The sequence below is a fragment of the Mammaliicoccus sp. H-M34 genome, assembly GCF_022386495.1.
Lineage (GTDB): Bacteria > Bacillota > Bacilli > Staphylococcales > Staphylococcaceae > Mammaliicoccus > Mammaliicoccus fleurettii.
Map to the genome: position 1 here is coordinate 264,047 of NZ_JAJNIK010000004.1, position 26,625 is coordinate 290,671.

31 protein-coding genes, 2 tRNA genes and 1 riboswitch are annotated in these 26,625 nt (G+C 31.2%); of the genes, 29 read left to right on the top strand and 4 right to left on the bottom strand.

The annotated features are described in order from the left end of the window. Both LQ608_RS07710 and fabZ read left to right on the top strand, forming a co-directional pair. Complete coding sequence (locus LQ608_RS07710) at positions 1–285, top strand: DNA-directed RNA polymerase subunit beta (RefSeq protein WP_239751078.1); 285 nt, start codon at positions 1–3, stop codon at positions 283–285. Further along, positions 285–722: a 3-hydroxyacyl-ACP dehydratase FabZ gene (gene fabZ / locus LQ608_RS07715; RefSeq protein ID WP_078358003.1), complete on the top strand. Its 438-nt coding sequence runs from the start codon at positions 285–287 to the stop codon at positions 720–722. The genes LQ608_RS07710 and fabZ overlap by 1 nt, the downstream gene beginning before the upstream one ends. A 38-nt stretch (positions 723–760) precedes the next feature. Here fabZ and LQ608_RS07720 read toward each other — a convergent pair whose 3' ends face one another. Continuing rightward, a complete protein-coding gene (locus LQ608_RS07720; protein ID WP_078358002.1) occupies positions 761–1,198 on the bottom strand; it encodes a YwpF-like family protein in 438 nt (145 codons plus the stop codon). Between the two features lie 181 nt (positions 1,199–1,379). On the opposite strand from LQ608_RS07720, the gene LQ608_RS07725 reads away from it, so the two are divergent. The 6 genes from LQ608_RS07725 to yidC all read left to right on the top strand — a co-directional run bounded on the left by LQ608_RS07725 (position 1,380) and on the right by yidC (position 6,754). Next, positions 1,380–1,958 (top strand): single-stranded DNA-binding protein, encoded by a 579-nt coding sequence (locus LQ608_RS07725; RefSeq protein ID WP_239751080.1) that lies wholly within the window; start codon positions 1,380–1,382, stop codon positions 1,956–1,958. A gap of 376 nt (positions 1,959–2,334) precedes the next feature. Next, positions 2,335–3,231: a LysM peptidoglycan-binding domain-containing protein gene (locus LQ608_RS07730; RefSeq protein WP_239751082.1), complete on the top strand. Its 897-nt coding sequence runs from the start codon at positions 2,335–2,337 to the stop codon at positions 3,229–3,231. Between the two features lie 123 nt (positions 3,232–3,354). Continuing rightward, a riboswitch (TPP riboswitch) is annotated at positions 3,355–3,452 on the top strand. Between the two features lie 112 nt (positions 3,453–3,564). Then, positions 3,565–4,377 (top strand): bifunctional hydroxymethylpyrimidine kinase/phosphomethylpyrimidine kinase, encoded by an 813-nt coding sequence (gene thiD / locus LQ608_RS07735; RefSeq protein WP_239751083.1) that lies wholly within the window; start codon positions 3,565–3,567, stop codon positions 4,375–4,377. Further along, a complete protein-coding gene (gene thiM, locus LQ608_RS07740) occupies positions 4,370–5,161 on the top strand; it encodes a hydroxyethylthiazole kinase (protein ID WP_239751084.1) in 792 nt (263 codons plus the stop codon). Before thiD ends, thiM begins: the two co-directional genes overlap by 8 nt. Further along, positions 5,162–5,803 carry a thiamine phosphate synthase gene (gene thiE, locus LQ608_RS07745; protein WP_239751085.1) on the top strand — a complete coding sequence of 214 codons (642 nt, stop codon included), beginning with the start codon at positions 5,162–5,164 and terminating at the stop codon, positions 5,801–5,803. It begins immediately after the preceding gene. Positions 5,804–5,884: 81 nt separating this feature from the next. Next, positions 5,885–6,754, top strand: a complete 870-nt coding sequence (yidC, locus tag LQ608_RS07750) for a membrane protein insertase YidC (RefSeq protein WP_078357996.1) — start codon at positions 5,885–5,887, stop codon at positions 6,752–6,754. A 61-nt stretch (positions 6,755–6,815) separates the two neighbouring features. Here yidC and LQ608_RS07755 read toward each other — a convergent pair whose 3' ends face one another. Further along, positions 6,816–7,478, bottom strand: a complete 663-nt coding sequence (locus LQ608_RS07755) for an HD domain-containing protein (protein ID WP_239751088.1) — start codon at positions 7,476–7,478, stop codon at positions 6,816–6,818. A 61-nt stretch (positions 7,479–7,539) separates the two neighbouring features. Further along, positions 7,540–9,021 carry a cardiolipin synthase gene (cls, locus tag LQ608_RS07760; RefSeq protein WP_239751090.1) on the bottom strand — a complete coding sequence of 494 codons (1,482 nt, stop codon included), beginning with the start codon at positions 9,019–9,021 and terminating at the stop codon, positions 7,540–7,542. Between the two features lie 151 nt (positions 9,022–9,172). Here cls and LQ608_RS07765 point away from each other — a divergent pair, with 151 nt between their 5' ends. Together LQ608_RS07765 and LQ608_RS07770 are read left to right on the top strand one after the other, a co-directional pair. Then, positions 9,173–9,376, top strand: a complete 204-nt coding sequence (locus LQ608_RS07765; RefSeq protein WP_078357993.1) for a copper ion binding protein — start codon at positions 9,173–9,175, stop codon at positions 9,374–9,376. A gap of 139 nt (positions 9,377–9,515) precedes the next feature. After that, complete coding sequence (locus tag LQ608_RS07770; protein ID WP_237687731.1) at positions 9,516–9,650, top strand: Lmo0850 family protein; 135 nt, start codon at positions 9,516–9,518, stop codon at positions 9,648–9,650. A 53-nt stretch (positions 9,651–9,703) separates the two neighbouring features. Here LQ608_RS07770 and LQ608_RS07775 read toward each other — a convergent pair whose 3' ends face one another. Then, positions 9,704–10,906, bottom strand: coding sequence for an FtsW/RodA/SpoVE family cell cycle protein (locus LQ608_RS07775; protein ID WP_239751091.1), 1,203 nt, complete (start codon positions 10,904–10,906; stop codon positions 9,704–9,706). Positions 10,907–11,086: 180 nt separating this feature from the next. Between LQ608_RS07775 and LQ608_RS07780 the strand changes: the two genes are divergently transcribed. From LQ608_RS07780 to LQ608_RS07870, 19 genes are all read left to right on the top strand, one after another. Continuing rightward, positions 11,087–12,160, top strand: coding sequence for a D-alanine--D-alanine ligase (locus LQ608_RS07780; protein ID WP_239734699.1), 1,074 nt, complete (start codon positions 11,087–11,089; stop codon positions 12,158–12,160). 8 nt (positions 12,161–12,168) lie between these two features. Beyond that, the gene (locus tag LQ608_RS07785; protein WP_239751117.1) at positions 12,169–13,521 is read left to right on the top strand and encodes a UDP-N-acetylmuramoyl-tripeptide--D-alanyl-D-alanine ligase; all 1,353 of its coding nucleotides are present in this window, start codon (positions 12,169–12,171) and stop codon (positions 13,519–13,521) included. Next, positions 13,518–14,198 (top strand): alpha/beta hydrolase, encoded by a 681-nt coding sequence (locus LQ608_RS07790; protein ID WP_239751093.1) that lies wholly within the window; start codon positions 13,518–13,520, stop codon positions 14,196–14,198. Before LQ608_RS07785 ends, LQ608_RS07790 begins: the two co-directional genes overlap by 4 nt. Before the next feature lie 173 nt (positions 14,199–14,371). Continuing rightward, a complete protein-coding gene (gene cshA, locus LQ608_RS07795) occupies positions 14,372–15,895 on the top strand; it encodes a degradosome RNA helicase CshA (protein ID WP_078357988.1) in 1,524 nt (507 codons plus the stop codon). An 86-nt stretch (positions 15,896–15,981) separates the two neighbouring features. Then, on the top strand, positions 15,982–16,461 hold the full coding sequence (locus LQ608_RS07800; RefSeq protein ID WP_239751095.1) for a PH domain-containing protein: 480 nt from the start codon (positions 15,982–15,984) through the stop codon (positions 16,459–16,461). Then, positions 16,451–17,968, top strand: coding sequence for a PH domain-containing protein (locus LQ608_RS07805; RefSeq protein ID WP_239751096.1), 1,518 nt, complete (start codon positions 16,451–16,453; stop codon positions 17,966–17,968). The genes LQ608_RS07800 and LQ608_RS07805 overlap by 11 nt, the downstream gene beginning before the upstream one ends. Then, positions 17,958–18,434: a PH domain-containing protein gene (locus LQ608_RS07810; protein ID WP_239751098.1), complete on the top strand. Its 477-nt coding sequence runs from the start codon at positions 17,958–17,960 to the stop codon at positions 18,432–18,434. Before LQ608_RS07805 ends, LQ608_RS07810 begins: the two co-directional genes overlap by 11 nt. Positions 18,435–18,451: 17 nt before the next feature. Then, entirely contained in the window at positions 18,452–18,820 is a 369-nt protein-coding gene (acpS, locus tag LQ608_RS07815) for a holo-ACP synthase (protein WP_239751099.1), read from the top strand. A gap of 47 nt (positions 18,821–18,867) precedes the next feature. Further along, on the top strand, positions 18,868–20,016 hold the full coding sequence (gene alr / locus LQ608_RS07820) for an alanine racemase (protein WP_239751102.1): 1,149 nt from the start codon (positions 18,868–18,870) through the stop codon (positions 20,014–20,016). Between the two features lie 85 nt (positions 20,017–20,101). Next, positions 20,102–20,269 carry a type II toxin-antitoxin system antitoxin MazE gene (gene mazE, locus LQ608_RS07825; RefSeq protein WP_048540868.1) on the top strand — a complete coding sequence of 56 codons (168 nt, stop codon included), beginning with the start codon at positions 20,102–20,104 and terminating at the stop codon, positions 20,267–20,269. Beyond that, positions 20,270–20,641, top strand: coding sequence for a type II toxin-antitoxin system PemK/MazF family toxin (locus LQ608_RS07830; RefSeq protein ID WP_078357982.1), 372 nt, complete (start codon positions 20,270–20,272; stop codon positions 20,639–20,641). 71 nt (positions 20,642–20,712) lie between these two features. Continuing rightward, positions 20,713–21,717 carry a SpoIIE family protein phosphatase gene (locus tag LQ608_RS07835; RefSeq protein WP_239751104.1) on the top strand — a complete coding sequence of 335 codons (1,005 nt, stop codon included), beginning with the start codon at positions 20,713–20,715 and terminating at the stop codon, positions 21,715–21,717. Positions 21,718–21,791: 74 nt separating this feature from the next. Further along, positions 21,792–22,115 (top strand): anti-sigma factor antagonist, encoded by a 324-nt coding sequence (locus LQ608_RS07840; protein ID WP_078357980.1) that lies wholly within the window; start codon positions 21,792–21,794, stop codon positions 22,113–22,115. A 4-nt stretch (positions 22,116–22,119) separates the two neighbouring features. After that, entirely contained in the window at positions 22,120–22,596 is a 477-nt protein-coding gene (gene rsbW / locus LQ608_RS07845) for an anti-sigma B factor RsbW (RefSeq protein WP_078358053.1), read from the top strand. Then, entirely contained in the window at positions 22,571–23,341 is a 771-nt protein-coding gene (sigB, locus tag LQ608_RS07850) for an RNA polymerase sigma factor SigB (protein WP_078357979.1), read from the top strand. The genes rsbW and sigB overlap by 26 nt, the downstream gene beginning before the upstream one ends. A 139-nt stretch (positions 23,342–23,480) precedes the next feature. Beyond that, entirely contained in the window at positions 23,481–25,634 is a 2,154-nt protein-coding gene (locus LQ608_RS07855) for a Tex family protein (protein ID WP_239751106.1), read from the top strand. Continuing rightward, positions 25,624–26,070, top strand: a complete 447-nt coding sequence (locus LQ608_RS07860) for a SprT family protein (protein WP_239751107.1) — start codon at positions 25,624–25,626, stop codon at positions 26,068–26,070. The genes LQ608_RS07855 and LQ608_RS07860 overlap by 11 nt, the downstream gene beginning before the upstream one ends. A 267-nt stretch (positions 26,071–26,337) precedes the next feature. Next, positions 26,338–26,423, top strand: a tRNA-Leu gene (locus tag LQ608_RS07865). A gap of 25 nt (positions 26,424–26,448) precedes the next feature. Then, positions 26,449–26,522, top strand: a tRNA-Gly gene (locus LQ608_RS07870). The last annotated feature ends 103 nt before the right edge of the window (positions 26,523–26,625 follow it).

Below are 26,625 nucleotides of genomic sequence, written 5' to 3' on the forward strand. Positions count from 1 at the left end.
ATGGCTGAAACACAATCATCAAGGTCTGACGATAAAAAAAGAAAGTCACCATATAAAAATTTTAAAGAAAAACTTCAAAAAAATAGAGTAGAAACAATTCAAGGAGTGGAAGTTGAGCATAGAGTTATTCCACTATGGATTAAATTACTTATATTATTGGTATTAATGATTTTGTTATTTATTGTTGGAACTATGATTGGGTATGGTATACTTCATAATCCATTTGGGGTATTTAATCCTGAAACTTGGCAACACATCTTTGATTTAACTGGAAGGAGCTCATAATGGAGACAATATATGACTTTAACGAAATTAAAAAAATAATTCCACATCGTTATCCATTTTTATTATTAGATAGAATAGTAGAATTAGAAGATGGTAAACGTTGTGTAGGTATTAAACAGGTAGCAGGAAATGAACCATTTTTCCAAGGACATTTTCCTGATTATGCTGTAATGCCAGGTGTTTTGATTGTTGAAGCACTAGCACAAACTGGAGCAGTAGCAATGCTACGTTTAGAAGAAAATGAAGGTAAATTAGCTATGTTTGCAGGCATTGATAAATGTCGTTTTAAAAAACAAGTTACACCTGGTGATACTTTAAGACTAGAAGTAGAGATAAATAAAATTAAAGGTCCAATAGGAAAAGGTACTGCTAAAGCTACAGTAGATGGAGAAATTGCATGTAGCTGTGAAATTAGCTTTGCTATTGTAGATCAATAATAAAAAAAGAAAGAACAGATATCTGTTCTTTCTTTTTTTTATATATTGCTTTTTTCGTCTTTTAATTTTGGCTTAGATTGCATTAATCTGTTAAATGATGTTTTAAGCTCATCACCTGATAGCCCTTCGTCAATAAGTTGCTCTAGCAATCTTTCTGCATAGACTTGTCTTAAAGTATAGATATGGCATTCAAATACAACTGAAATATTTTCTTCAAGAGGTTCGATATATTTAATAGTTGCATCAAATAATGCTGGATCATTAGAAGGTCTTGTAATTACAACTCGCGTATCAAGTAATGTTTGATTATCGTGATAATCTTTCATTTGATCATAATGGATATCTGATATTAATATTTCTAGTAGCCAACCAGTTCCACTGTTTTCTTTATTAATGATAATACCATCTAATAATTCAAACTCCGTAATTTGTTCATCGTTTACAATTTGAAAGCGTACAGCTTTAAATGTTTTCATAAACATCCCCCTTATAGTTAAATCTACGAATGTTTAACTTTGCTTTCTATTATAAAGGACTTTTAAGTGAAATAACAATAATCTATAAATAAAGTGAAAAAAGAGTTTTCAATTTTTATACTTATGGACTTTGACGAAAAATATCCATCTCATTATATTATAAATATAAGGAGGTGAGCATATGTTAAATAAATCTGTATTAGTAGGGCGTTTAACAAAAGATCCTGCATATTTCAAAAAGGGAGATATCATGATATCTACTTTCTGTTTAGCTGTTGAACGTGGCTATAAAACAAAAGAAGGTACTATTGCGGTTGATTTCATTGTTTGTAAGGCTTTCGGTAAGCTTGCTTATAATATTCACGAATATACTAAGAAAGGGCAACTTGTTGCTTTAACTGGCCAAATTCAGTCTCGAGCATATATTAAAGAAGATAAGAAACAATATATAACAGAAATAATATGCGAGACAATTAAATTTTTAAACATGCCTGCATCAAGTAAGTCAGTGATTCCACAGTCTAAAGAGGAGATAAGTGACTTAATAAGTGAAAGTGCTGAAAGTTATTCTAAAGATCTTTCTTCTAAAGTAAACAAAGAAAAGTTAAGAGCAGAAAATACTGCAAAAGAATATAGTGACAGTAATATAGATGACGAATTATACAATCAATATAGTAGCGTTGTAAATGTCATTAAAAAAGTAGAAGAAAGCGAAAACAATGAAAATACATCATCTAAATCAAAAGTTCCATCTTCATAGAAATATGCTTCAATTATGCTTTCGAATTCAAAAATCCTTTCTGTTTATTTTATATAATTCTTGATTCTAAATTCCAGAACTTGCTGTCTTGCTGTAGGGCAGCAAGTATACATATGTTACATTAATTGTTTAATAAATTACATATAGATGACAAATTGTCTGATAATTAATTTTACTCAATCTTTATAAACGCTTTAACAAAAGCTTTTATACTTAAATAGTGCTAGATTCCACTTAAAAATACGTGTAATCTAACTGTAATATAAGGTGTTGTTTTTTCATATACCTGTAACCTATGACATAAAAAATAATGGTATAGTTTAGACAGTAAAAATCATATAAAAAGTGAAAACCTTACAGGAGGAAACATTCAATCATGAAAAAATTATTAGCAGTTTCAACAGCGGCAATTGCAGTTACTACAGGGGTAACAGCTACAGCTGATGCAGCAACTCATACAGTTAAATCTGGTGATACTTTACATAGTATTTCACAACAATATGGTACATCAGTAAGTGCTATTAAAGCAGAAAACGGTTTAAAATCTAACTTAATCTTACCTAATCAAGTAATTAAAGTTAACGAAGCTAAAGCAGCTACAGAATCAACTACAGAATATACTGTAGTTTCAGGAGATACTTTAGGTAAAATTGCATCTAAATATGATGTAACTGTATCTCAATTAAAAGCATGGAACAACTTATCTTCAGACTTAATCATTGTTGGACAAACTTTATCATTACAAGCACCAGCTCAATCAGCTGTGCCAGCTCAAGCTCCAGTAGCTCAACAAGCGCCAGCTCAAGCTCCAGCAGCTCAACAAGCTCCAGCAGCTCAACAAGCGCCAGTTCAACAAACTAAAGAACAAGTTGCAGCTCCAGCTCAACAACAAAGCTACCAAGCGCCAGTACAATCTTACAAAGCGCCAGCTCAACAAGCATATAAAGCACCAGCTCAACAAAGTTACCAAGCGCCAGCTCAAAGAGTAAGAACTACTCAAACATCAACAGCTAGCACTGGTGGATCAACTAAAGCTCAATTCTTAGCTGCAGGTGGTACTGAAGCTATGTGGAATACAATTGTATTACCAGAATCAAGCGGTAATCCAAATGCTGTTAACCCAGCTGGATATAGAGGTCTTGGTCAAACTAAAGAATCATGGGGAACAGGTTCAGTTGAACAACAAACTAAAGGTATGTTAAATTATGCGAAACAACGTTACGGTTCTGTTGACGCTGCATTATCATTCCGTTCTCAAAATAACTGGTGGTAAGCCATACACTTTAATTAAAAGTGAATTAATATATTAATCCAATCGTCTAGGAAATATCCTAGGCGATTTTTTAATTTGACCGTATCTCTTCAATTTGATAATCTTTAATTAACTGAATAGATGAATGACTACTAGGGGCGCCTGTTGGCTGAGATGATTTTATCAGTCCCTTAACACCTGATTTGGATAATGCCAACGTAGGGAAGTGGTCAATTAGCGTATTATACTACACTTAATTGACTTCTTTTTAACGAAAGAAGTCTTTTTTTATTAAGTAATAATCAAATAGTATAAATTTTATAAATATGAAAATTAAATTTGAGGTGGCGTATTATGAAAAAACCAAATATAGCATTAACAATAGCTGGAACTGATCCAACGGGTGGGGCGGGTATAATGGCTGATTTGAAATCTTTTCAAGCTTCAGGGGTTTATGGTATGGCTGTAGCAACAAGTATAGTTTCTCAAAATACTTTAGGCGTTCAAGATGTTTATCATTTGCCCGTAGAAGTAATTGAAAGTCAGTTGAAGAGTGTCTTCGATGATGAGCAGCCACATGCAATTAAAACAGGTATGATAGCTTCTCAAGAGATGATGAATGTCATTAAACCATTTATTGAACAGTCAGGTAAGCCTTATGTTATTGACCCAGTAATGGTTGCCAAAAGTGGTGATGCCTTGATGGATGACAAAGGGAAAAATAAACTTAAAGAAATATTATTGCCACTTGCTACAGTTGTTACACCAAATATTCCAGAAGCGGAAGATATAACTGGCTATAAAATTCAAACAGAAGATGAAATTAAGAAAGCTGGTGCTTTTTTCTTAAATGAAATTGGGACTAATGGTGTTGTCATAAAAGGTGGCCATCTTGAAGGTGATGCGATTGATTACTTATATACGAAAGATGGAATGAGAAGTTGGAAGAGTGAAAGATTCAGTACACAGCATACACACGGCACAGGATGTACATTCAGTGCTGTTATAACTTCTGAGTTAGCAAAAGGTCATTCAATAGAACAAGCAGTCGAAGTAGCTAAAAGATTTATAACTTTAGCAATTCAATATACACCAGAAATAGGTAAGGGAAGAGGACCAGTAAATCATTTTGCATATCAAAAAATAGAGGGATTAGATTATGAGTAAACTAAATAATATAAGAGAAAACAGTCCACTAATTGTGTGTTATACAAACGATGTAGTAAAGAACTTTACAGCGAATGGGTTAATATCTCTAGGTGTTAGTCCAGCAATGAGCGAAGAACCAGAAGAAGCTCAAGAATTTTCAAAAGCTGCAGGTGCATTCTTAATTAATATAGGTACAATCACAACAGATAAAGCTTATGATATGAAAGAATATGCAGAAATCATGCATGAAAACGGTGTGCCAGTCATTCTAGATCCAGTAGCGGTTGGTGCATCACAACTAAGAAAAACTTTTTGTAATACTTTATTAAATGATGAAGTAGTTGATGTAATTAGAGGTAATGCTTCAGAAATATTAGCACTAATCGAAGACGATACAAGGATGAAAGGAACAGATAGTGATGCTTCATTAGATGCTATTAAAATTGCTAAAAAAGCTCATCAACAATTAAATTTACCTATTATATTAACTGGAAAAGTGGATGTTATAGCTTGTGATAATAAAATCATAGCATTGAATAATGGAAGTGAAATGTTAACTAAAGTTACTGGTGGAGGTTGTTTATTAGGTGGTGTTGTAGCTGCATTTTTATCAAACGAAAAAACTATAAAAATTGATCATCTAGAAGAAGCACTATCTACTTATAATGTTGCAAGCGAAATAGCTAGCCAACAACCAGGTGCTCATTTGCCAGGAACATTTCAAATTGCTTTTATAGACCAATTAAATGCCATAACTGAAGAAATAGTAGCAGAAAAAAAGAAAGTGAAAGTAGTGAAATAAATGTTTGATATAAATAAATTAAAAGTATATTTTATCGCTGGCAGTCAAGATACACCAGATAGAGATTTATATAAAGTAGTTGAAGAAGCTTTAATAGGTGGCATCACAATGTTTCAGTTTCGCGAAAAAGGAACAAATAGTAAAAAAGGAATTGAAAAAGAAACATTAGCTAAAGATATATTTGAACTTTGTAAAAAATATAATGTGCCTTTTATTATTAATGATGATGTAGATTTAGCTTTGAAATTAAACGCTGATGGTATACACGTTGGTCAAGATGATCGCAATGTATCAGAATTTATAGATAAGTTTAAAGAGAAAATCATCGGATTAAGTGTCGCAAATAGCAACGAATATGAGAAATCGGATATTTCTGAAGTAGATTATATCGGTACAGGTCCAATACATTCTACTGTTTCTAAAGATGATGCAGGTAAAGAAGGTGGATATGACCTTATAAAAAATATTAGAAAAATCGATAATGAAATTCCAATCGTTGCAATAGGTGGTATTACAGAGGCAGATGTCTTACCTTTAATAGATGCAGGAGCAAATGGTGTAAGTGTTATATCAGCAATTGCAAAAAGTGAAAATATTGAACAAACTGTGAAGGGCTTTCATAATCAATATAAAATTCTTTAATAAAATTAATATATTGATTTATGTTGTCATCATTCTATGATAGAATAACCTTTATGTGAGTATATCAATAGAGGTGGAAAAATGAAGAAAAAAGCTTTGTGGCCATTATTATTCGGTATAATGGTTGTGCTAGCTGGCTGTGATTATTCTAAACCTGAGAATAGGGATGGATTCTTTTATAATACATTCGTTAAACCAATGGATAGCGTTATTCATTGGCTTGGTGCTAATTTGGATCACAACTATGGTCTAGCTATTATCGTTATTACATTAATTGTTCGTTTTGCGTTATTCCCATTTATGATGAAGACGTATAAAAACCAAAAATTAATGCGTGAAAAAATGAAACTTGCAAAACCTGAAATGACAGCAATTCAAGAAAAAGTTAAACGTGCTCGTACACAAGAAGAAAAAATGGAAGCCAATCAAGAAATGATGGCTTTATACAAAAAGCACGGAATTAATCCAATGAATATGGGTTGTTTACCAATTGTCATTCAAATGCCAATTGTTATGGGTCTGTTCTATGTATTGAAATACCCTACAGAAGGCGGGATTACAGAATATCCTCATTTCTTATGGTTTAATTTAACTCAACCAGATCTTTTCATTACAATTATTGCAGGTATTATATATGCACTACAAGCATTTGTTTCAATGAAATATGCCAATGTTCCTGATGAACAGAAAAACATGATGAGAATGATGATGTTCATTTCTCCAATTATGATTATCTGGATGTCATACATTTCAGCTTCAGCATTAGGTTTATATTGGGCTGTCGGTGGTGCATTCTTAGTAGTTCAAACATGGTTAGGTAACGTGTTCTACAACAATAAAGTTGAAGAAGAAATGAAACCTATTATCGAAGCACATGAAAAAAATCAACAAGAAGCAAACAAAGAAAAGAAACCAGCTAAACTAGTTTCTAACAAAAAGAAAAAGAAATAAATTTTAAAAAAAGAGCTTAGGACATAAATATCCTAGGCTCTTTTTTGTATAGAATGGATATTTACCACGATTTTGTAACATCCCATTCTTTATAGAATTGTTCTAAGAAGCTCTCCATATACGAATGTCGTTCTTGTGCAATTTCTTTTCCTCTTTCAGTATTCATCATATCTTTCAATAATAATAATTTTTCATAGAAATGGTTAATTGCCGTATTTGGCTCATCATGGTACTGGCTTGAATTTAAAGTATTTAAGTTTCTAGGTTTCTGTGTTGAGATATGCATTGGTTCTTTAAAATGACCTGCATATTGAAATGTTCTCGCTATTCCAATTGCACCAATAGCATCAATTCTATCTGCATCTTGTACAATTTTACCAGCTAAACTTTTTAATTTGCCATTGTTTTTACCACCATTAAAACTCATGAATTTAAGTATATGAACAATTTCGTCTTGGATGTCTGAACTTAATTGCATTTCATTCATCCATTTGTATAATTGTTCCCAAGCTGTATCAGTATCTTTAAATAATTTTTTATCCACAGAGTCATGTAATAGGCTAGCTAACTCTACAACAAATGTATCTGCATCTTCATAGTGTGCAATATCTAATGCGTGAAATCTTACTCTTAAAATATGTTCGAAGTCATGCCCAGTAGTATCTTGTTGATGTAGTTGTCTTACATATGCTTCAGCATTTAAGATAATCTTTTCTTTATTCATCGTTTTCTCCTTAAAAAAGCAGATAGAAACGGATGTATAATCGATTCTATCTGCATAATTTTTATAATATTGGTGACAGTAGTCTAGCGATACCTTCTTTTAACTTAATCCAAGTACTTCTGTTGTCATATTTTTCTACAGTAAGTAATGATGAATGTTTCATATCGTTTTTATAAGCAATGCGTGAATTTTTTGCAATTTCATGATCATAAATAAATGCATTTACTTCAAAATTAAGGACAAAACTTCTATTATCCATATTTGCTGTACCAATGCTTACGACTTCATCGTCTATAACTACCATTTTAGTGTGTATAAAGCCTTTTTCATAAATATGAACATTTACTCCAGCTTTAACAAGTTCTCCTACATTTGCGTATGTTGCCCAATATACGAAAGGATGATCAGGTTTATTTGGAATCATCACATTTACATCTACTCCAGATAAAGATGCTATTTTAATGGCATCTAAAAATGACAAGTCTGGAATAAAATAAGGTGTTTGAATATAAATATGTTTTTTAGCTTCTGAAATCATTTTTAAATAACCGTATTTAATTTGTTCCCATTCTTCATCAGGACCACTTGAAGCAATCTGAATACCAACTTTTCCACCAGAATCAACATCAGGAAAGTATCTAGATTCGTAAAGCATTTTATCACGAGTAGATTGAGAGTTCCAATCCATCATAAATCTTAATTGCAATGCATTAACTGAGTCGCCTTCAAGTTTTAAATGTGTATCTCTCCAATATCCAAACTTTTTATCTAGACCTAAGTACTCATCACCAACATTAAATCCACCAACATAACCAATTTTTCCATCGATTACGACAATTTTTCTATGGTTACGATTATTCATTCTGAAGTTGATTAGAGGTAACTTTGATGGAAAGAAACTAGCAACTTCGCCACCTAGTTCTCTAAACTTTTTAAAGGATGATAAGTTTAACTTACGAGAGCCCATATCATCATATAACATTTTAACTTCTATACCTTCTTGTAATTTCTTTTCAAGTTCTTTTAAGATTTTTTTACCTAAATTATCTTTTTTGAAAATGTAATATTGAATATGGATATATTCTTTAGCATTTTTAATGTCTTCAATAAGAGAATCAAACTTATCATGACCATCAGTGAACATTTCAACTTTATTATCAGTTGTTAAGAATGCTGAATTATTATATAAAAGCATATGAATAAGATGTTTATAGTTGTAAATTTCAGGTTTGTCAATTTCGAAATTATTTTCATCTATTGCTTTAATTTGCTCGTTAATAATGTGTTCGAGGCCAATTTTGTCTTCTTCGTCTAAATTGAAGATACTTTTTTTCTGAATTTGTCTTCCAAATAATAGGTAAAGTATAAACCCGAGTATAGGGACGAATAGCAGTACTAATAGCCAAGCCCATATTGCGCCAGCTTCTCTTGGCTCTAAAAAGATAATAATAAATCCAAATACGACATTTAAAATAAAAGCCGTAATAAGTAGCACTGATACTACGATGGAGAAATCAAATGAAAAATACGAGAAAAAGTCCATACCAATGCCTCCGTTTCTTTATCTTTAACCTAGTATAATACATTTAAAATAAAATTGAAAAGGTTGTATTTGACCGTCATTAAACATATGCATATAATTGAAAGAATAAGGTAGAAAATTAAATAAAATTTATATAAATAGGAGTGTTAACATGAAAGAACAAATTATAAACGTTGAAGGTATGTCATGTGCGCATTGCAAACAAGCAGTAGAAGAGTCAGTAGGACAATTAGTCGGTGTTAGTGAAGTCGTTGCAAGTCCAGATGATAATCAAGTAAGAGTAGTTTATCAAGATCCAGCAAGTATAGATAATATTGAAAATGCAATTTTTGATGCAGGTTACGAAGTAGTTTAATAAAATTTTCATAATTATTATAAAAACATAACAATTCAAACGAAAATATAACAATATAGTCCGAATGAACTATAGTCAAATTGATTATTTTAGAGTAGAATGTAGTTAAGGTAATTAAATTGAATAAGAGGTGGTACCCATGAATCAACCTAAGTCAAAGGTAAAGAATGTGGTCAAACTTTTATCATCATTAGGCGTAAACATAACAGAAACTAAGTCACGAATAGAAATAATGCGTAGTTTGCCTAACGTAGCTGCAAACAAACTAAAATAATATAATGGTGAATTTAAAAAAGCATCCTCAGCTGAGGATGCTTTTTTAATGTTTTATTCTGATTCAATATTTTCTTGTGATACTGTATATTTATCTTTTTCGTGATAAAAAATTGATAATAATATACCTACACCCGCCATGAGAGACCATAGAGCAGATCCACCATAACTAATAAATGGAAGTGGTATACCTGTAATTGGTAATAACTGAATAGTCATACCAATATTTTGTACAACGTGGAACAATACATATGATATATATCCAATTATAAAGACTACATTGAATGGATGGCTCGTTATTGTCGCCAGTCTTATTAAGTGAATAAATAATGCTAAAAAGATAATAAGGACGACCATTGTTCCTAAAAATCCAAATTCTTCACCAATAACTGAAAAAATAAAGTCAGTATGATTTTCAGGTATATAAACTTCTCCGTTATTTAGCCCTTTACCAAATATTTGTCCAGATCCTATAGCTTTTAAAGACTCGGTTAAATGATAACCATCTCCTGAGCTATATGCATATGGGTCTAACCAAGAATTTATTCGTCCCAGTTGGTAAGTCTTTATACCAGATACTTTTTCGATAATACTTGGTTTAAAAATCATAAGCAAAATCAGACTAGATCCAATAGCAAATAAACCGACAAATACTGGTGCAAGAATTCTCCAAGTAACACCTGAAACAATCACGATACCGAGAATAATTGCAATTAATACGAGCGTTGTACCTAAATCATTTTGAAATAGAATTAACGCCATTGGTATTAATGATGTTAAACCGATTTTCATTAATAAGTTTAAATCTCTAGTCAAAGATTTATTGTAAGTAAATCTATTATGTTGATAAATGACATTCGCCAGTGCCATTATTAATATAATTTTCATAAATTCTGATGGTTGTACACTTATTGGTCCAAGTCTATACCAACTTTTTGCACCATTTATGATAGGCGTGAAACTAGATTCTGGTAATATTAACAAACCAACTAAGGATAGGTTTCCAATTATGTAAATAATCCATACATACTTTCGTAAAGTCTTTGGTGAAATAAACATTAAGCCAATTGCTAAAAGAAACCCAAGTACATAGTATAAGATTTGTTTAAGTAGGAAGTTTGTTTCATATTGTCCGCCAGACATTGCTGAGTTGATGATTAAACAACTTGTCCCAAAAAGTATAAGAATGATTGTAATTAATCGCCAATCAATTCTCTCTAGGAACGATTTATTTAATGTTCGAGTAGAAGTTTCCATTAAAAGACTCCTTTAATTAACGCTAAATTTCATAATTATCATTATAACTTGATTGTACATAAAGTGGTACAATTTTGCTATTCTCAAAATGGTTATTTTTAAAATAGTAATGTTGATAGGTGCATCAAAGGTAGTAAACATGATAAAATATAGGCTAACAATCTACTTGGAGGCGTCTTTATGTCTAAAAAAAATATTTGTATTATATATGGTGGGAAAAGTGCTGAACATGATGTATCGATATTAACAGCACAAAATGTTATTAATTCAGTTGATTTATCTAAATACATTATCGATATTATATACATAACGAATGATGGTGACTGGATTAAAAGTGAACAATCTATTAATGAAAAGATCACTGACATCGATCAATTAAAATTAACATGCGTTGAACTAACACCAATTTCTAAATTACTTGAAGTAAGTAATAATGGTGAAGCGTATAGTGCTGTATTTCCACTATTACATGGTCCTAACGGAGAAGATGGTACGATTCAAGGACTATTTGAAGTGCTAGATATACCTTATGTTGGAAATGGAGTTCTTGCAGCTTCAAGTTCAATGGACAAATTAGTAATGAAACATTTATTTGCTCATAGAGGGTTACCACAATTACCATATGTAAGTTTCTTAAAAAGTGAGTATGAAAAGTATGAACATAATATAATTGAATTAATTCAAAATAAACTTGAATATCCAGTTTTTGTAAAGCCTGCTAATTTAGGTTCAAGTGTAGGTATAAGTAAATGTACAAATAAAGAAGAACTCATTTCTGGTATTGATGAAGCATTTCAATTTGACCGTAAGCTTGTAATTGAACAAGGTGTCGATGCAAGAGAAATAGAGGTCGCTGTATTAGGAAATGATTATCCAGAAACGACTTTACCGGGAGAAGTTATTAAAGATGTACAATTTTATGATTATAAATCAAAATATAAAGATGGTAAGGTACAACTTCAAATTCCAGCTGATATAGATGAAGAAACAGCTACTACATTAAGAAATATGGCTGTAGAAGCATTCAAAGCAACAGATTGTTCTGGTCTAGTGAGAGCAGATTTCTTCTTGACTGAGGATAATACAATTTATATTAATGAAACGAACGCAATGCCAGGATTTACTCAATATAGTATGTATCCATTATTATGGGAAAATATGAATTTGAGTTATACAGAACTTATAACGAAGTTAATTGAACTTGCTATTGAACGTTACGATAACAAGAAAAATATTAAATACAAAATTGACTGAGGGTAATCATAATGAATATTAAATTACGTAAAATAAAAGAATGGATAGATTGTGAAATTCAAGAAGATTATTTAGATGAAGTTGTACAAGGAACTTGTATTGACTCTAGAAAAATTGAAAAATCAAATTTGTTTATTCCCTTTAAAGGTGAAAATGTTGATGGCCATCGATTTGTTAGTCAAACGTTAGAAAATGGTGCTGGTGCTTCATTTTGGCAAAAAGACATACCTAATCCTCCTAAAGGACCGATTATATTCGTTGAGGATACATTGGTAGCATTACAAGATTTGGCTAAGTCATATTTAAGATATGTTAATCCAAAAGTTGTTGCAATTACAGGATCAAATGGTAAAACAACAACTAAAGATATGGTCGAGTGCGTTCTAAACAAATCTTTTAAAGTAAAGAAAACGCAAGGCAATTACAATAATGAAATAGGATGCCCACTTACAATTTTGGATTTAGATGAAGATACTGAAGTTTCTATATTAGAAATGGGTATGAGTGGCTTTGGTGAAATAAGAGAATTAACACTTTTAGCTGAACCAGATGTTGCAATTGTGACAAATATTGGCGAATCTCATATGCAAGATCTTGGATCAAGAGAAGGTATTGCAAAAGCGAAATTTGAAATTACTGAAGGACTTAAAGATGATGGTTTATTTATTTATGATGGAGATGAGCCATTACTTAAATCAATCGTTACTTCAATTAACAATACTAAAGTATCAGTAGGGACAAATGACGATAATAACCTGATTATACAAACTAACCAATCAACTAGTAATGGTATAAACTTTCAATTGAACAATAGCAATATGGTGTACCACTTAAGCATATTAGGTGAGCATAATGTTAAAAATGCTACGTATGCGATTCAAGTTGCAAAACAATTTGGTGTAACCGAAGATATTATTCAAAGTACTTTAGATGATTTAGTTTTGACAGATATGAGAATGCAGCGTATCGAAACAGAAAAATATGGTTTACTAATTAATGATGCTTATAATGCAAGTCCAACAAGTATGAAAGCAGCGATTGATACACTGCACAATATGGAGCGAGATGACAAAATATTAATATTAGCTGATGTACTAGAATTAGGTGATATGAGTAAAGAAATGCATCAACAAGTTGGCTATTACTTAGAAGGTAAGAATATTCAAACATTAATTACTTATGGAGAAGAAGCGGCTCATATATCCAATATTGCAAGTGAGTATATTCAAAATCATTACCATTTTGAATCTAAAGAAAAAATTACAGACTACTTAAAAGAACATTTAAATGGAGAAAGTGTTACTTTATTTAAAGGATCAAGAGGTATGTCACTAGAAACGATTATCAATTCACTAACATGAAAATAGGTATTTTATTTTTACATGGATATACAGGGGGAAGATACGAATTATTACCTTTGATTGAATACTTAAGTAGTCGTTATGAATTTATACTTGAAGCGCCTGAATATCCTGGGCATGGTCTTAATTTATTAATAAAAGATACAAATGAAGATATGTGGTATGAAAGAGCGCAAAAGTCATATGAAATACTTAGAGAGAAATCAGATGTCGTCATCGTTATTGGTTTTTCTATGGGTGGTGTTATTGCAGGACTGCTTGCTAAAATTGAACAACCAGATAAATTGATTTTAATCGCTCCTGCATATGAAAATATTAATATTCAACATTTAGTAAAATCACCTTATCGCTTTATTAATAATATGCGTCATGCTGATTTGAAAATATTAGAGTTTATGTTGTTAAGAACGATTAAAATAAATTATAAATCTTTTCTAGCATTTAAAAAATTACAGCAAAGTGCATTATATATACCAGAACAAATTGATGCTATGACTCTCATTATACACGGAACGGTTGATGGGTTAGTTCCAATAGATAAATCTAGAGATCTTGTATCAAGAATTAAAAATGCTAGATTAGTTGAAATTGATAGAGGACCACATGAAATTTGTTTATCAAAAGTGAATTATAAAGTTTTTTATGAAGTTGAAAAATTTATATTTAAAAATAAATAATGATGTAAAACTGTACTAAATCCCTTTTTAGTGCAGTTTTTTTATGTTTTAAACTATGAAAATAAAATGTAAACGACGATTTAACTGCATTGCGCTATTGCTAAAAGGGTGGTAGTATATAGAAGTTGAATAAAAAAGAAGAGAAGAATTAACTATCTAAAAGGAGAATTATTTTGCAAAAATTTAAAGAATTAGGTATTTCTGAAGCTACCTTAAACGCTTTGGACGGAATGGGCTTTACTGAGCCAACACCAATACAAATTGAAAGTATTCCTCATACATTACAAGGTACGGACGTGCTAGGACAAGCACAAACTGGAACAGGAAAAACTGGTGCATTCGGTATCCCATTAATAGATAAAGTAGCAGAAAAACAAGGTGTTCAAGCATTAATACTTGCACCAACACGTGAATTAGCAAACCAAGTAGCGGAGCAATTACGTAGTTTTAGTAAAGGACAAAATGTAAGTGTTGTTACTGTATTTGGTGGTATGCCAATAGACAGACAGATTAAATCACTTAAAAAAGGTCCTCAAATCGTAGTAGGTACACCTGGTCGTGTTATTGACCACTTAAATAGAAAGACGTTAAAAACAGAATCTATTTCAACGTTAATATTAGACGAAGCAGACGAAATGATGAACATGGGCTTTATAGATGATATGAGATTTATAATGTCTAAACTTCCATCTGAAAACCGTCAAACATTACTATTCTCAGCTACAATGCCTAAAGCTATTCAAGAATTAGTTCAAAAATTCATGAAGAGTCCAAAAATCGTTAAAACAATGTCTAACGAATTATCAGATCCTCAAATCGATGAGTACTATACTATCGTAAAAGAATTAGAAAAATTCGAGACATTTACTAATTTATTAGATGTTCAAAATCCAGAATTAGCAATCGTGTTTGGACGTACTAAGCGCCGTGTTGATGAATTAACTAGCGCTTTAATTTCTAAAGGCTATCGTGCTGAAGGTTTACATGGTGATATTACACAAGCTAAACGTTTAGAAGTATTGAAGAAATTCAAAAATGACAAAATTGACATTTTAGTTGCAACTGATGTTGCTGCACGTGGTTTGGATATTTCAGGCGTAAGTCATGTTTATAACTTTGATATTCCTCAAGATACTGAAAGCTATACTCACCGTATTGGCCGTACAGGTAGAGCAGGTAAAAAAGGCGCTGCAATAACATTTGTTAACCCAGTTGAAATGGATTATATCCGTCAAATTGAAAAAGCAAATAAACGCCAAATGACTTCTTTACGTCCACCAACACCTGGTGAAGTAATGCAAGCTAAAGAATCAGATGTTAAAGATAAAGTTAAAGGTTGGGTTGAAAGTCCAATCGAAGGACGCATTGAAAAAATAGCTGAAGAGCTAATCAATGTATATGGAGATCAAAAATTAGTTGCTGCATTATTGCAAGAATTAATTACTTCAAATAACGAATCAGATGTTCAATTAACATTTGAAAAACCATTATCTAAAAAATCTGGTCAAAGAGGTAACCGCGGTGGAGGTAATTCTCGTGGTAAATCTAGAACTAGATTTGAAGGTAAAAATAACAAACGTCGTAGTAACGACAAAAATAGTAATTTTGACCGTAATAAAGGTAAAAATACTAAACCAAATAAACCTCGTTCAAAAAAACAATTCTCAGGTAGAACATTCGCTGAGCATTCAAAATAAAATTACGAAAGTGTGTGTAATCTCTAAGGTTACACACACTTTTTTTATGATATAATACACGTAAATTGATCAATAGAGGAGATTATATGTATAAACAAGTACTCGATAATAAAATGCCAAAACAGTCTATAAAATACGAGTATATTCATCATATTTTTAATGTAATAGCTATACTAATATTGTTAAGCGTATTTTTGTATTTATGGAATAAATTTGAGTGGTGGACATTTCTTATTTATGTAATTCCAACTTTAGCTATTATGATGATTGTAATTGGATTCATTAATCCTATTATTAGATTAAAAAGAACCTCATTTGAAATAGGTGAACAATATATAGAAGTACAGAAAGGTCTGTATTATCAAAAGAGGTCTGTACAACCATATAGAAGAGTCCAATTTGTGAAAATTAAGCATGGGCCAATTTCAAGAATGTTAAATATATATTTTGTAGTTGTTGTAACAGCTGGTAGTTCAGTATTCTTACCAATGGTTAATCGACAAACTGCAGACAAAACGAGGTTAAATATCATGACAAAAGTTAAAGAGGTGACAGATGATGTTTAATCCGCAGAAGTTGCATCCAATCTCATATGTTAGTGGCTTTTTACAAAGTTTAAAAGAAAATATATTTCCATTAATCATTGCAGTATTTCTAGTTATAACACGCGGCTTTGATAATATTTGGGATCTCACGTTTCCAATAGTTATTTTAGCTTTTTCTTTAATTATTAGCATATTTAAAGGTATTAAAATTTATAAAACTCGTTATTGGATTGAAAAAGATCAATTAATTATGACTTGGGGTGTCTTTTCGAAAAACAGAAAAGAGTTAAATATAGAAAGAATTCAATCAGTTGATACTTCTCAAAATATTGTCCATCAATTGTTAGGAGGCGTTAATTTAAGTGTGAAAACGCCTAGTGATGGTATAGAACTAGATACAATCACAAAAAAACAAAGTGATGAATTGTCTGAGTATCTGAAAGTTCGAAAGAATAAGCTTAAAAATAATGAAACAAGTCAAGATTTACAAGTAGAAGAAGATATTGAACATCATGAACACAATATTTCTGAAAGTAGCGATAAAGAAGAGGCTGTATTTTTCCAGTTATCAGTAAAAGAATTATTGAAAATGAGTTTTACGAGTGGTGGTATTTTAATTGTCTTTGCAGCACTAGGATCATTATCAGGGGTTATTACGCAAGTTATTGATATTGAAGATTATATTAGCCCATTAATAAATCAAGTAATGAACTTAACATTTGTCATCATTTCGATAGTAGTCGTGTTTATTATGATGAGTTATATTATAGGATCGCTTATTGTGTTCATTAAGAACTATAAATATCAATTAACATTTGATGGAGAATTACTTACTGTTAAGTATGGATTATTAACAGTTCAGAAAAGAACTGTTCCTATCAAAAGAATACAAGCATTACAAGAAGAAGAATCACTTTTTAGACGTGCTATAGGATATACTAAAATTTCTGCTATTATTACTTCAGATGGTCATTTTGAAAATAATGAAGAATCTGATATAGGTACAGTTACAATACTTCCATTTATGAAGAAACAAGAAGCTTATAAATTATTAGAAGAAATTATTCCACAATTTCAATTTAATTCTGTAAATCAAGGGTTGCCTGCTCAAGGTATACGCAGAAGAGTATTTGTTCCGACAGTAATTTTGGCAATAGCTATTATTCCTATACAAATATATTTATGGTCTTATACATGGATAATTGGAGTAGTAATATTTTTAATAATGGTGTTATTTGCAAGTGTTATTACAATGAAGTCAGGTTTCAAAATATACGATGATTCAATTGTGATTTTGAATGCATCTCCATTTCAATATTCAACAATTTGGGCAAATAGAGACAAAGTTTTGACATTTGAATTGCATGAAAATCTTATAATTAAAAGAAAAGATATAGCTCATTTCAATATACATTTAGCATATGGAAGTGCCATGATGTCTAAAGGATTAAGGTTTATAAATAAAGAAGATGCATTAAACATTTACAATTGGTACAAATATAAAGGAGGTAATGATCATGCTTCCTAGATATAGAATGGATAAAAAAGGAATGACAGTGGAAAGAATTGGATCATCCATTACAATTTCTATATTTATAATTATTTTAATAGTTATGTTTGTGATTTTTGAATTGTTGTGGACAGACGTTTCTAAATGGTTTTTGACTATACCAATAGCAATTATTTTTTTCATAAGTATTTATGGCTTAATAATTCAACCTTACTATATGTATAGAAATTTTCGTTACGAAATTAATGATGATGAAATTAACATTAAATCTGGAATATTTATGATAAAAGAAACAACAATTCCGATGGGTAGAATTCAAAATGTCGACTTGTATGAAGGATTTATTATGAGAAAATACAATTTGGCCAATATCACCTTATCTACAGCAGGTGGTAATGAAATGATTCAATATTTAAATAAGGATAAAGCGAATAAAATTAAATATGCTATCCAAAATAGAATTGAAAATGACATTAACCAGTGAGAATGAAGGTGTAAATTATGATTCATGGTGTTGGTATTGATTTAGTTGAAATTAAACGCATTAAAGAATGGTATGATAAACGACCAACAATGGTTAATAAAATTTTAACAGACAATGAACTAGAAATTTTTAATAAAATAAACCTGGATAATAGGAAAGTTGAATTTATTTCTGGCAGATTTGCTGTAAAGGAAGCTTTTACTAAAGCAATGGGTACCGGTATTGGTAAAAAGTACGGCTTTCATTCTATCAACTGTTTACCTGATGAGAATGGGAAACCTGAAATAACCTGTGATGGTTTTCATGTCCATGCATCTATCACACATACTGAGAATTATGCTGAGGCAATTGTTATTATCGAAAAAGATAATAATAAGCAAGAATAATATCTATATGATAAAATACACTTATTATAAGAGGAGGTGCCTTGCTGTTGTCCGAAAAATATTATAGGCCAACTTATATCAATGTTGATTTAAAGGCAATACTAGAAAATTATCAAGCTGTAGGTAGATTACATCCAAACAAGAAAATTATGGCAGTCGTTAAAGCAAATGGTTACGGTTTAGGTAGTGTGCCGATTGCATCTTATTTAATGAATGAAGGTGTCGATTTTTTTGCAGTTGCTACTTTAGATGAAGCTATTGAGTTAAGAATGCACGGTATAAAAGCGAAAATATTAGTACTAGGTGTGATTAATACAAAAGATATTAATAAAGCAGTACAACATAGAGTTGCCTTAACTGTTCCAACTGAAGAATGGTTAGATAAAGCAATTGAATCACTTGATGATAACGCTGATAAACCGTTATGGATGCACATAAAAGTAGACACAGGTATGGGCAGAATTGGATTGAGAGATATTGAAAGTTATCAATCTGTTATCAACAAAATAGAACAACATGAACGATTAATATTTGAAGGTGTTTATACACATTTTGCTTCAGCAGATGAGCCAAATGATTTTTCGAAAAATCAATATGACTTATTTGAAGAATTTGTACAATCTTCAAAAACACCAGAATATATTCATTCACAAAATTCGGCAGGTGCTCTTAGGTATGATGCATCTATCTGTACAGCAGTAAGGTTTGGCATATCTTTATATGGTTATTATCCATCTAAATATATTCAAGAAATTTCAAACTTAAAATTGAAACCAGCAGCTCAATTAGTAACTGAAATTGTTCAAACTAAATATCTTGAACCTGGAGATACAGTGAGTTATGGCACTACTTATACTGCTGAAGAACGCATTAAAGTAGCTACACTTCCAATTGGATATGCTGATGGATATTTAAGAAAAATGCAAAATACTTATGTTAATGTAAATGGTGTAAACTGCCCCGTAATTGGTAGAGTATGTATGGATCAAACAATGATTAAAATTCCTGATGACATAAAAACAGGCGATAAAGTTATTTTAATGGATAATCATGTTGATTCAGAACAATCTGCTGAAAGGATTGCTGATGCTTTAGAAACGATTAATTATGAAGTGCTTTGTAACTTAAAAAAGAGGTTGCCACGTATTTATCATGATGGTGAAAATGAAGAAGTTACAAATGAATTACTGAAATAGCATAGTCAAATAGAGTTACATTTGTTATGATATTAATAACTTAATCAACATAAATTCATACTTAATTTATCTGGAGGTATTTGTTATGACATCTTTAACTCAAAATCGTACTCAAAGTTTAGAACAAACACTGAAAGAAGGATATCGTTCTATGGCTGACTTAAATCTCTCCCTTGCATCTGAAGCTTACTATAGTGAATGTGAAGCTTGTGATTCAAATGAATCGCACTTAGCATCTCAACAAGGTGAATAAATGAGAAGAGGAGATGTATATCTCGCAGATCTTTCACCAGTTACTGGTTCTGAACAAGGGGGAACAAGACCAGTCGTAATTATCCAGAATGATACGGGTAACAGATATAGTCCGACTGTCATTGTAGCAGCAATTACTGGTAAGATAAATAAAGCTAAAATACCTACACATGTAGAAATTGAAGCAGCGAAATATAAACTAGATAGAGATTCAGTTATTTTGCTTGAACAAATCAGAACTATTGATAAGAAACGATTAAAAGAAAAACTAACATATTTATCTGATGCAAAGATGAAAGAGGTTGATACAGCTATAGCCATCAGCCTCAACCTTACTTTGCAACAAAGATTTGATGCATTAGGTAATACATAATGAATTTAAAACATTCTCCGCTTTAGGATTAGCCTAAAGCTTTTTTAGTCTATTTGAAACGAGGTGACTTTGTGTCAGAACAGAAGAAGCAACAGTATCAAAAATTATTAGTCGATTATGTTAAGACTAGTAATGATGACATTTTATCCGCTTGTCAAACTTATTCGACAGAAGCTATTGAAGATAATGTTTCACCAGAAGAAATTGTACAACTACATATTGAGATCATAGAAAAAGAACAAAGTTTAAGTAAGTCACAAATCATGAGTTCATTTGATGTTCTTCTAGAAGTAATGATAGGCTATGGTTTTACATATCGTGACTATAAAAAATTATTAAATAAAATAAAAATACATGACAAAGAAATGGAAGTTGCTTCAAGTTTGCAACAAACTATGCTTAAACCACAAATACCTCAATTTGATAGTATACAAATAGGGGCTATTTCTGTGCCTGCACAAAAAGTAAGTGGAGATTATTTTAATTTAATTGATCATAACGATGGTACGATGAGCTTTGCTGTAGCCGATGTAATCGGTAAAGGTATTCCTGCAGCATTAGCTATGAGTATGATTAAATTTGGAATGGATTCTTATGGACATTCTCAACTTCCGAGTGATGGACTTAAACGTTTAAACCGTGTTGTGGAAAAGAACGTCAATCAAAACATGTTTGTAACGATGTTCTATGGTCTATATGAAGAAATAAATAATATGCTCTATTATAGTTCAGCAGGTCATGAACCAGGTTATATATATAGAAGTCAAACTGGTGAATTTGAAGAAATGACAGAACGTGGTATCGTACTGGGTGTTCATAAACATACTAGATATAAACAAAGTGAAATAAAAATAGAACTACAAGATATGATTATCGTATTTACTGATGGTGTAACAGAGTTGAGAAATCAACAAAATGAGTTTGTTAAAACAAATGATTTACTTAAAATGATCAATGAGTATAAACAACTTCATCCACAAGATATAGTGCAAATTCTATATGAAGAACTCGTTAAACTTCAAAATCCAAATAAGAGAGATGATTTAACGATATTAATTGTAAAGCGTGTTAAATAATGCAAGATTAAAAAATATTTAATCGGGTAAACATAAATGATGAAAGTCTAATATATTTAGGGGTGTATCAAGGAATGAATCTTAACATTGAAACTACTGAGCATGAAAACTACTATGAAATAAAGGTTGGCGGAGAACTAGATGTTTATACTGCGCCTGAACTACAAGAAGTTTTACAACCAATTAGACAAAAAGGAACACACGATATACATGTTAACTTGGAAAACGTAAGTTATATGGATTCTACTGGCTTAGGTTTATTTGTTGGCACATTAAAATCACTCAATGAACACGATAAGTCACTATATGTGCTTGGTGTATCAGAAAGAATTGAGAGATTATTTGATATTACGGGTCTTAAAGAATTAATGCATGTCAACAAAGGAACGGAGGTATAAGATGATGACATCTAACTATGATTATATAGAGATGAGATTTCCTGCTGCTCCGGAATACGTAGGTTTGGTCAGATTAACTTTGTCAGGCGTATTCAATCGAGCTGGCGCTTCATACGAAGATATTGAAGATTCAAAAATCGCTGTATCTGAAGCAGTAACAAATGCTGTTAAACACGCGTATAGTGATAAAGTTGAAGGTGAAATACTAATAGGATATCTTGTGTTCGAAGATAAAATAGAAATCATTGTATCTGATTCAGGAAAAAGCTTTAATTATGAAGAAGCTAAAAAAGTACTTGGACCTTATCAAGAAAGCGATAATATTAATTTCTTGAGACAAGGTGGTTTAGGACTATTTCTTATTGAATCATTGATGGACGAAGTAAGCGTTCAAAAAGATGCTGGTGTTACAATAAGTATGACAAAGTATTTATCTAAAGAGCAGGTGCAAACAAATGACGGAAGAGTCCAAAGCTTATAAAGACGTTTCTCCAAAAGATATTAACGCGTGGATTGCTGATTACCAAGAAAACGATAATAGTGAAGCGCAAGAAAAACTTGTGTTACATTATCAAAAATTAGTAGAATCTCTAGCATATAAATATTCTAAAGGACAAGCTCACCATGAAGATTTAGTACAAGTTGGTATGGTAGGCTTGTTAGGAGCTATTAAAAGGTTTGATGTATCTTTCGAGAGAAAGTTTGAAGCTTTTTTAGTACCAACAGTAATTGGTGAAATCAAAAGGTATTTAAGAGATAAAACATGGAGTGTACATGTACCGAGGCGTATTAAAGAAATCGGTCCTAAAATAAAAAAAGCTAATGAAGAACTGACGAATGAATTAGGAAGATCACCTAAAATTATAGAAATTGCTAATAGGATAGAAGTAACAGAAGAAGATGTATTAGAAGCAATGGAAATGGGACAAAGCTATAACGCGTTAAGTGTTGACCATTCAATTGAAGCGGACAAAGACGGTTCGACTGTTACTTTATTAGATATAATGGGCGAATCTGAAGATGGTTATGACTTAACAGAAAAAAGGATGATATTAGAAAAAATCCTTCCAATCTTAACTGAAAGAGAAAGAGAAATTATCCAATACACCTTTATTACGGGCTTGAGTCAAAAAGAAACTGGTGAAAAAATCGGTCTCAGCCAGATGCACGTTTCTAGACTACAAAGAACAGCAATAAAAAAATTAAAAGAAGCAGCAATGAAATAGGAGAGCACCTTAATCGATATAATGCGATTTAAGGTGTTCTTTGTTATTTACTAAAAGGCTGTGAAAGAAGATTTACACAAGATAAAGCATTTATTAGATTTATGTTAAAATAGAATATAATCATTTTTAGGAGGCAATTATGAATCAAGAATTAATAGACATTATAAAAAATAATCATTCTTTTACAGAAAAACAAATTAAAACTGTACTAGAATTGCTAGAAGATAAAAATACAGTGCCTTTTATTGCAAGATATAGAAAAGAGTTAACTGGTGGATTAGATGAAGTAGAAATCAAACTTATTGAAAATGAATATACTTATGCAGTTAACTTACATAAAAGAAAAGAAGAAGTTATTCGATTAATAGATGAGCAAGGCTTACTTACTGATGATTTGAAAAATGACATCCTTAATCAAACTAAGTTACAAAGAATTGAAGACTTATATCGCCCATTTAAGAAAAAGAAAAAAACAAGGGCAACAGAAGCTAAACGTAAAGGTCTTGAACCATTAGCGAATTGGATAATTGAAGGTAACTCAGAAGAACTTTTATCAGATGAAGCATCTAAATATTTAACTGAGGAAGTTGAAACTGCTGAAGATGCTATAAAAGGTGCGCAAGATATTATTGCTGAAATCATATCAGATGAACCTAAATATCGAAAATATATTTTAAATAATATAGAGAAACAAGGTAAACTGGTTACTGAAAAGAAAAAGAAAGCTGAAGATGAAAAAAATGTCTTTGAAATGTATTATGCATACGAAGAACCACTAAAAAAAATAGTACCGCATAGAGTGTTAGCTATAAATCGTGGTGAATCTGAAGGTGTTTTAAAAGTAACTTTTGAAATTGATCATGAAACATTAAAAAGATATTTAGTATCTCAATACATTAAAAATAATCATAAACACGTTGAAATTATTACTGAAGCAATTGAAGATAGTTTGAAAAGATTAATCCTTCCATCAATTGAAAGAGAAATTAGAAGCGAACTAACTCAAAAAGCTGAAAATCATGCAATCGAGATTTTCTCAGAGAATTTAAAAAACCTATTATTACAAGCTCCGTTAAAAGGTAAGAAAATATTAGGTCTAGATCCAGCATATAGAACAGGATGTAAATTAGCAGTAATAAATGAATATGGTTCATTTGTTGATAAAAATGTTATTTATCCTCATCCACCAGTTTCAAAAATGGAACAAGCTGAAAAAGTATTTGTCGAATTAATCAATAAACACAATATAGAACTTGTAGCAATCGGAAACGGAACTGCTAGTAGAGAATCAGAACAATTCGTAGCTGAAATGATAAAAAAACATCAACTAACTTGTCAGTTTGTTATTGTTAATGAAGCTGGGGCTTCTGTATATTCGGCTTCTGATATTGCAAGAGCTGAATTTCCAGATTTTAAAGTAGAAGAAAGAAGTGCGGTTTCAATAGGTAGACGGGTACAGGATCCTTTAAGTGAGCTAGTAAAAATTGATCCTAAATCAATCGGTGTAGGTCAATATCAACATGATGTTAATCAAAAATCATTAAGTGAGACTTTAAAATTCGTTGTAGAAACTGCAGTGAACCAAGTTGGAGTTGATGTTAATACAGCCTCTCCATCATTGCTAAGTTATGTTTCAGGTTTAAGTAACACTGTTGCAAATAATATTATAAAATTTAGAGAAGAAAAAGGTGCAATCTCACATCATTCTGAAATTGCTAAAGTTCCAAGATTAGGAAACAAGACATTTGAACAAAGTATTGGTTTCTTAAGAATATTAGATGGAACAGAACCACTCGATAAAACAGCTATTCACCCAGAAAGCTATAATGCTGCTTATCAATTAATAAACCATGTTGGTCTAAGCAAAGAAGATATTGGAACAGACGCATTAAAAGATGAATTAAGTAAAATAGATTTAAATCAGACAAGTGAAACGCTTAATATTGGTATTCCAACTTTAGAAGATATAATTGCGTCACTTATAGCACCTTTAAGAGATCCAAGAGATGAATTTGAAACACCAATATTAAAATCAGACGTACTTTCTATGGAAGACTTGAAACCAAACATGGCATTAAGTGGAACAGTTAGAAATGTTGTAGACTTTGGTGCTTTTGTAGATATCGGCGTAAAGCAAGATGGTTTAGTTCATATTTCTAAATTATCTAAAGGTTATGTTAAACACCCAATGAATATAGTGAGTGTTGGTGATATTGTAGATGTATGGGTACTAGATGTTAATCAAGAAAGACAAAAAGTTTCATTAACTATGATTGATCCTAATGGACGATAATAAATTACAGGAACTAGTATCAAACATCTCATTAGAATCCTTTAATAAACCTTTTGAACATAAAGCCACTTTTAATAAAAGACTTAGAACAACTGGAGGACGTTATTTACTTAATAGTCATAACATTGAAATCAATCCAGAACAATATGAATTTTATGGTATAAAGGCTTTGAAAGACATCATTAAACATGAACTTTGTCATTACCATTTACATATAGAAGGTAAAGGCTATAAACATAGAGATGATGATTTTAGGGAATTGAGCAAAGATGTTGAAGCTCCTAGATTTTGTAAAGCAGTTAAAAGTTATGATGAAAGAGCCAATTATTTATATAAATGTTCGAATTGTAAATTAGAGTTTAAGCGTATTAGAAAGGTCAACACTGTAAAATACAGGTGCGGACGCTGTGGTGGAAAGTTAAGAAAAATGTCATAAATAATAATAAGGAAAGTACTACACTAATAATTTGAGGTGTAGTACTTTTTTTGTAAAAAAGTGAAGAAAAGTCATTGACGAAATGGATGAAACGTCGTATGATAATAAACGTTGCTTAAACAAAACGAAACAAAGTTTTAAGAGTTTGTAAGCAATGTAAAATTACATTAAAAAGTTGAGTGTTTGTATTGACTTTGTAAACTCAACGTAATATAATTAATGACAGTCACTTAAACAACATATTGATTTAAGAACTGCAAACCATGCGCGGTCGTGGCGGAATGGCAGACGCGCTAGGTTGAGGGCCTAGTGGGAGTAATCCCGTGGAGGTTCAAATCCTCTCGGCCGCACCATTCATCAATTTAATAATATACCTAAGCGGGTGTAGTTTAGTGGTAAAACCTCAGCCTTCCAAGCTGATGTTGTCGGTTCGATTCCGATCACCCGCTCCAGAATTTTTTATAAAATGAACATTGAAAACTGAATGACAATATGTCAACGTTAATTCCAATAATTGAGTACTTATAGTACTTCAAAGAGTGATTGGCTTAACCA

Excerpts from the sequence above, each read along its gene's own strand:
- LQ608_RS07710 (WP_239751078.1), top strand. The coding sequence starts at position 1 with ATGGCTGAAACACAATCATCAAGGTCTGACGATAAAAAAAGAAAGTCA.
- fabZ (WP_078358003.1), top strand. The coding sequence starts at position 285 with ATGGAGACAATATATGACTTTAACGAAATTAAAAAAATAATTCCACAT.
- LQ608_RS07720 (WP_078358002.1), bottom strand. The coding sequence starts at position 1,198 with ATGAAAACATTTAAAGCTGTACGCTTTCAAATTGTAAACGATGAACAA.
- LQ608_RS07725 (WP_239751080.1), top strand. The coding sequence starts at position 1,380 with ATGTTAAATAAATCTGTATTAGTAGGGCGTTTAACAAAAGATCCTGCA.
- LQ608_RS07730 (WP_239751082.1), top strand. The coding sequence starts at position 2,335 with ATGAAAAAATTATTAGCAGTTTCAACAGCGGCAATTGCAGTTACTACA.
- thiD (WP_239751083.1), top strand. The coding sequence starts at position 3,565 with ATGAAAAAACCAAATATAGCATTAACAATAGCTGGAACTGATCCAACG.
- thiM (WP_239751084.1), top strand. The coding sequence starts at position 4,370 with ATGAGTAAACTAAATAATATAAGAGAAAACAGTCCACTAATTGTGTGT.
- thiE (WP_239751085.1), top strand. The coding sequence starts at position 5,162 with ATGTTTGATATAAATAAATTAAAAGTATATTTTATCGCTGGCAGTCAA.
- yidC (WP_078357996.1), top strand. The coding sequence starts at position 5,885 with ATGAAGAAAAAAGCTTTGTGGCCATTATTATTCGGTATAATGGTTGTG.
- LQ608_RS07755 (WP_239751088.1), bottom strand. The coding sequence starts at position 7,478 with ATGAATAAAGAAAAGATTATCTTAAATGCTGAAGCATATGTAAGACAA.
- cls (WP_239751090.1), bottom strand. The coding sequence starts at position 9,021 with ATGGACTTTTTCTCGTATTTTTCATTTGATTTCTCCATCGTAGTATCA.
- LQ608_RS07765 (WP_078357993.1), top strand. The coding sequence starts at position 9,173 with ATGAAAGAACAAATTATAAACGTTGAAGGTATGTCATGTGCGCATTGC.
- LQ608_RS07770 (WP_237687731.1), top strand. The coding sequence starts at position 9,516 with ATGAATCAACCTAAGTCAAAGGTAAAGAATGTGGTCAAACTTTTATCA.
- LQ608_RS07775 (WP_239751091.1), bottom strand. The coding sequence starts at position 10,906 with ATGGAAACTTCTACTCGAACATTAAATAAATCGTTCCTAGAGAGAATT.
- LQ608_RS07780 (WP_239734699.1), top strand. The coding sequence starts at position 11,087 with ATGTCTAAAAAAAATATTTGTATTATATATGGTGGGAAAAGTGCTGAA.
- LQ608_RS07790 (WP_239751093.1), top strand. The coding sequence starts at position 13,518 with ATGAAAATAGGTATTTTATTTTTACATGGATATACAGGGGGAAGATAC.
- LQ608_RS07800 (WP_239751095.1), top strand. The coding sequence starts at position 15,982 with ATGTATAAACAAGTACTCGATAATAAAATGCCAAAACAGTCTATAAAA.
- LQ608_RS07805 (WP_239751096.1), top strand. The coding sequence starts at position 16,451 with ATGATGTTTAATCCGCAGAAGTTGCATCCAATCTCATATGTTAGTGGC.
- LQ608_RS07810 (WP_239751098.1), top strand. The coding sequence starts at position 17,958 with ATGCTTCCTAGATATAGAATGGATAAAAAAGGAATGACAGTGGAAAGA.
- acpS (WP_239751099.1), top strand. The coding sequence starts at position 18,452 with ATGATTCATGGTGTTGGTATTGATTTAGTTGAAATTAAACGCATTAAA.
- mazE (WP_048540868.1), top strand. The coding sequence starts at position 20,102 with ATGACATCTTTAACTCAAAATCGTACTCAAAGTTTAGAACAAACACTG.
- LQ608_RS07830 (WP_078357982.1), top strand. The coding sequence starts at position 20,270 with ATGAGAAGAGGAGATGTATATCTCGCAGATCTTTCACCAGTTACTGGT.
- LQ608_RS07840 (WP_078357980.1), top strand. The coding sequence starts at position 21,792 with ATGAATCTTAACATTGAAACTACTGAGCATGAAAACTACTATGAAATA.
- rsbW (WP_078358053.1), top strand. The coding sequence starts at position 22,120 with ATGACATCTAACTATGATTATATAGAGATGAGATTTCCTGCTGCTCCG.
- sigB (WP_078357979.1), top strand. The coding sequence starts at position 22,571 with ATGACGGAAGAGTCCAAAGCTTATAAAGACGTTTCTCCAAAAGATATT.
- LQ608_RS07855 (WP_239751106.1), top strand. The coding sequence starts at position 23,481 with ATGAATCAAGAATTAATAGACATTATAAAAAATAATCATTCTTTTACA.
- LQ608_RS07860 (WP_239751107.1), top strand. The coding sequence starts at position 25,624 with ATGGACGATAATAAATTACAGGAACTAGTATCAAACATCTCATTAGAA.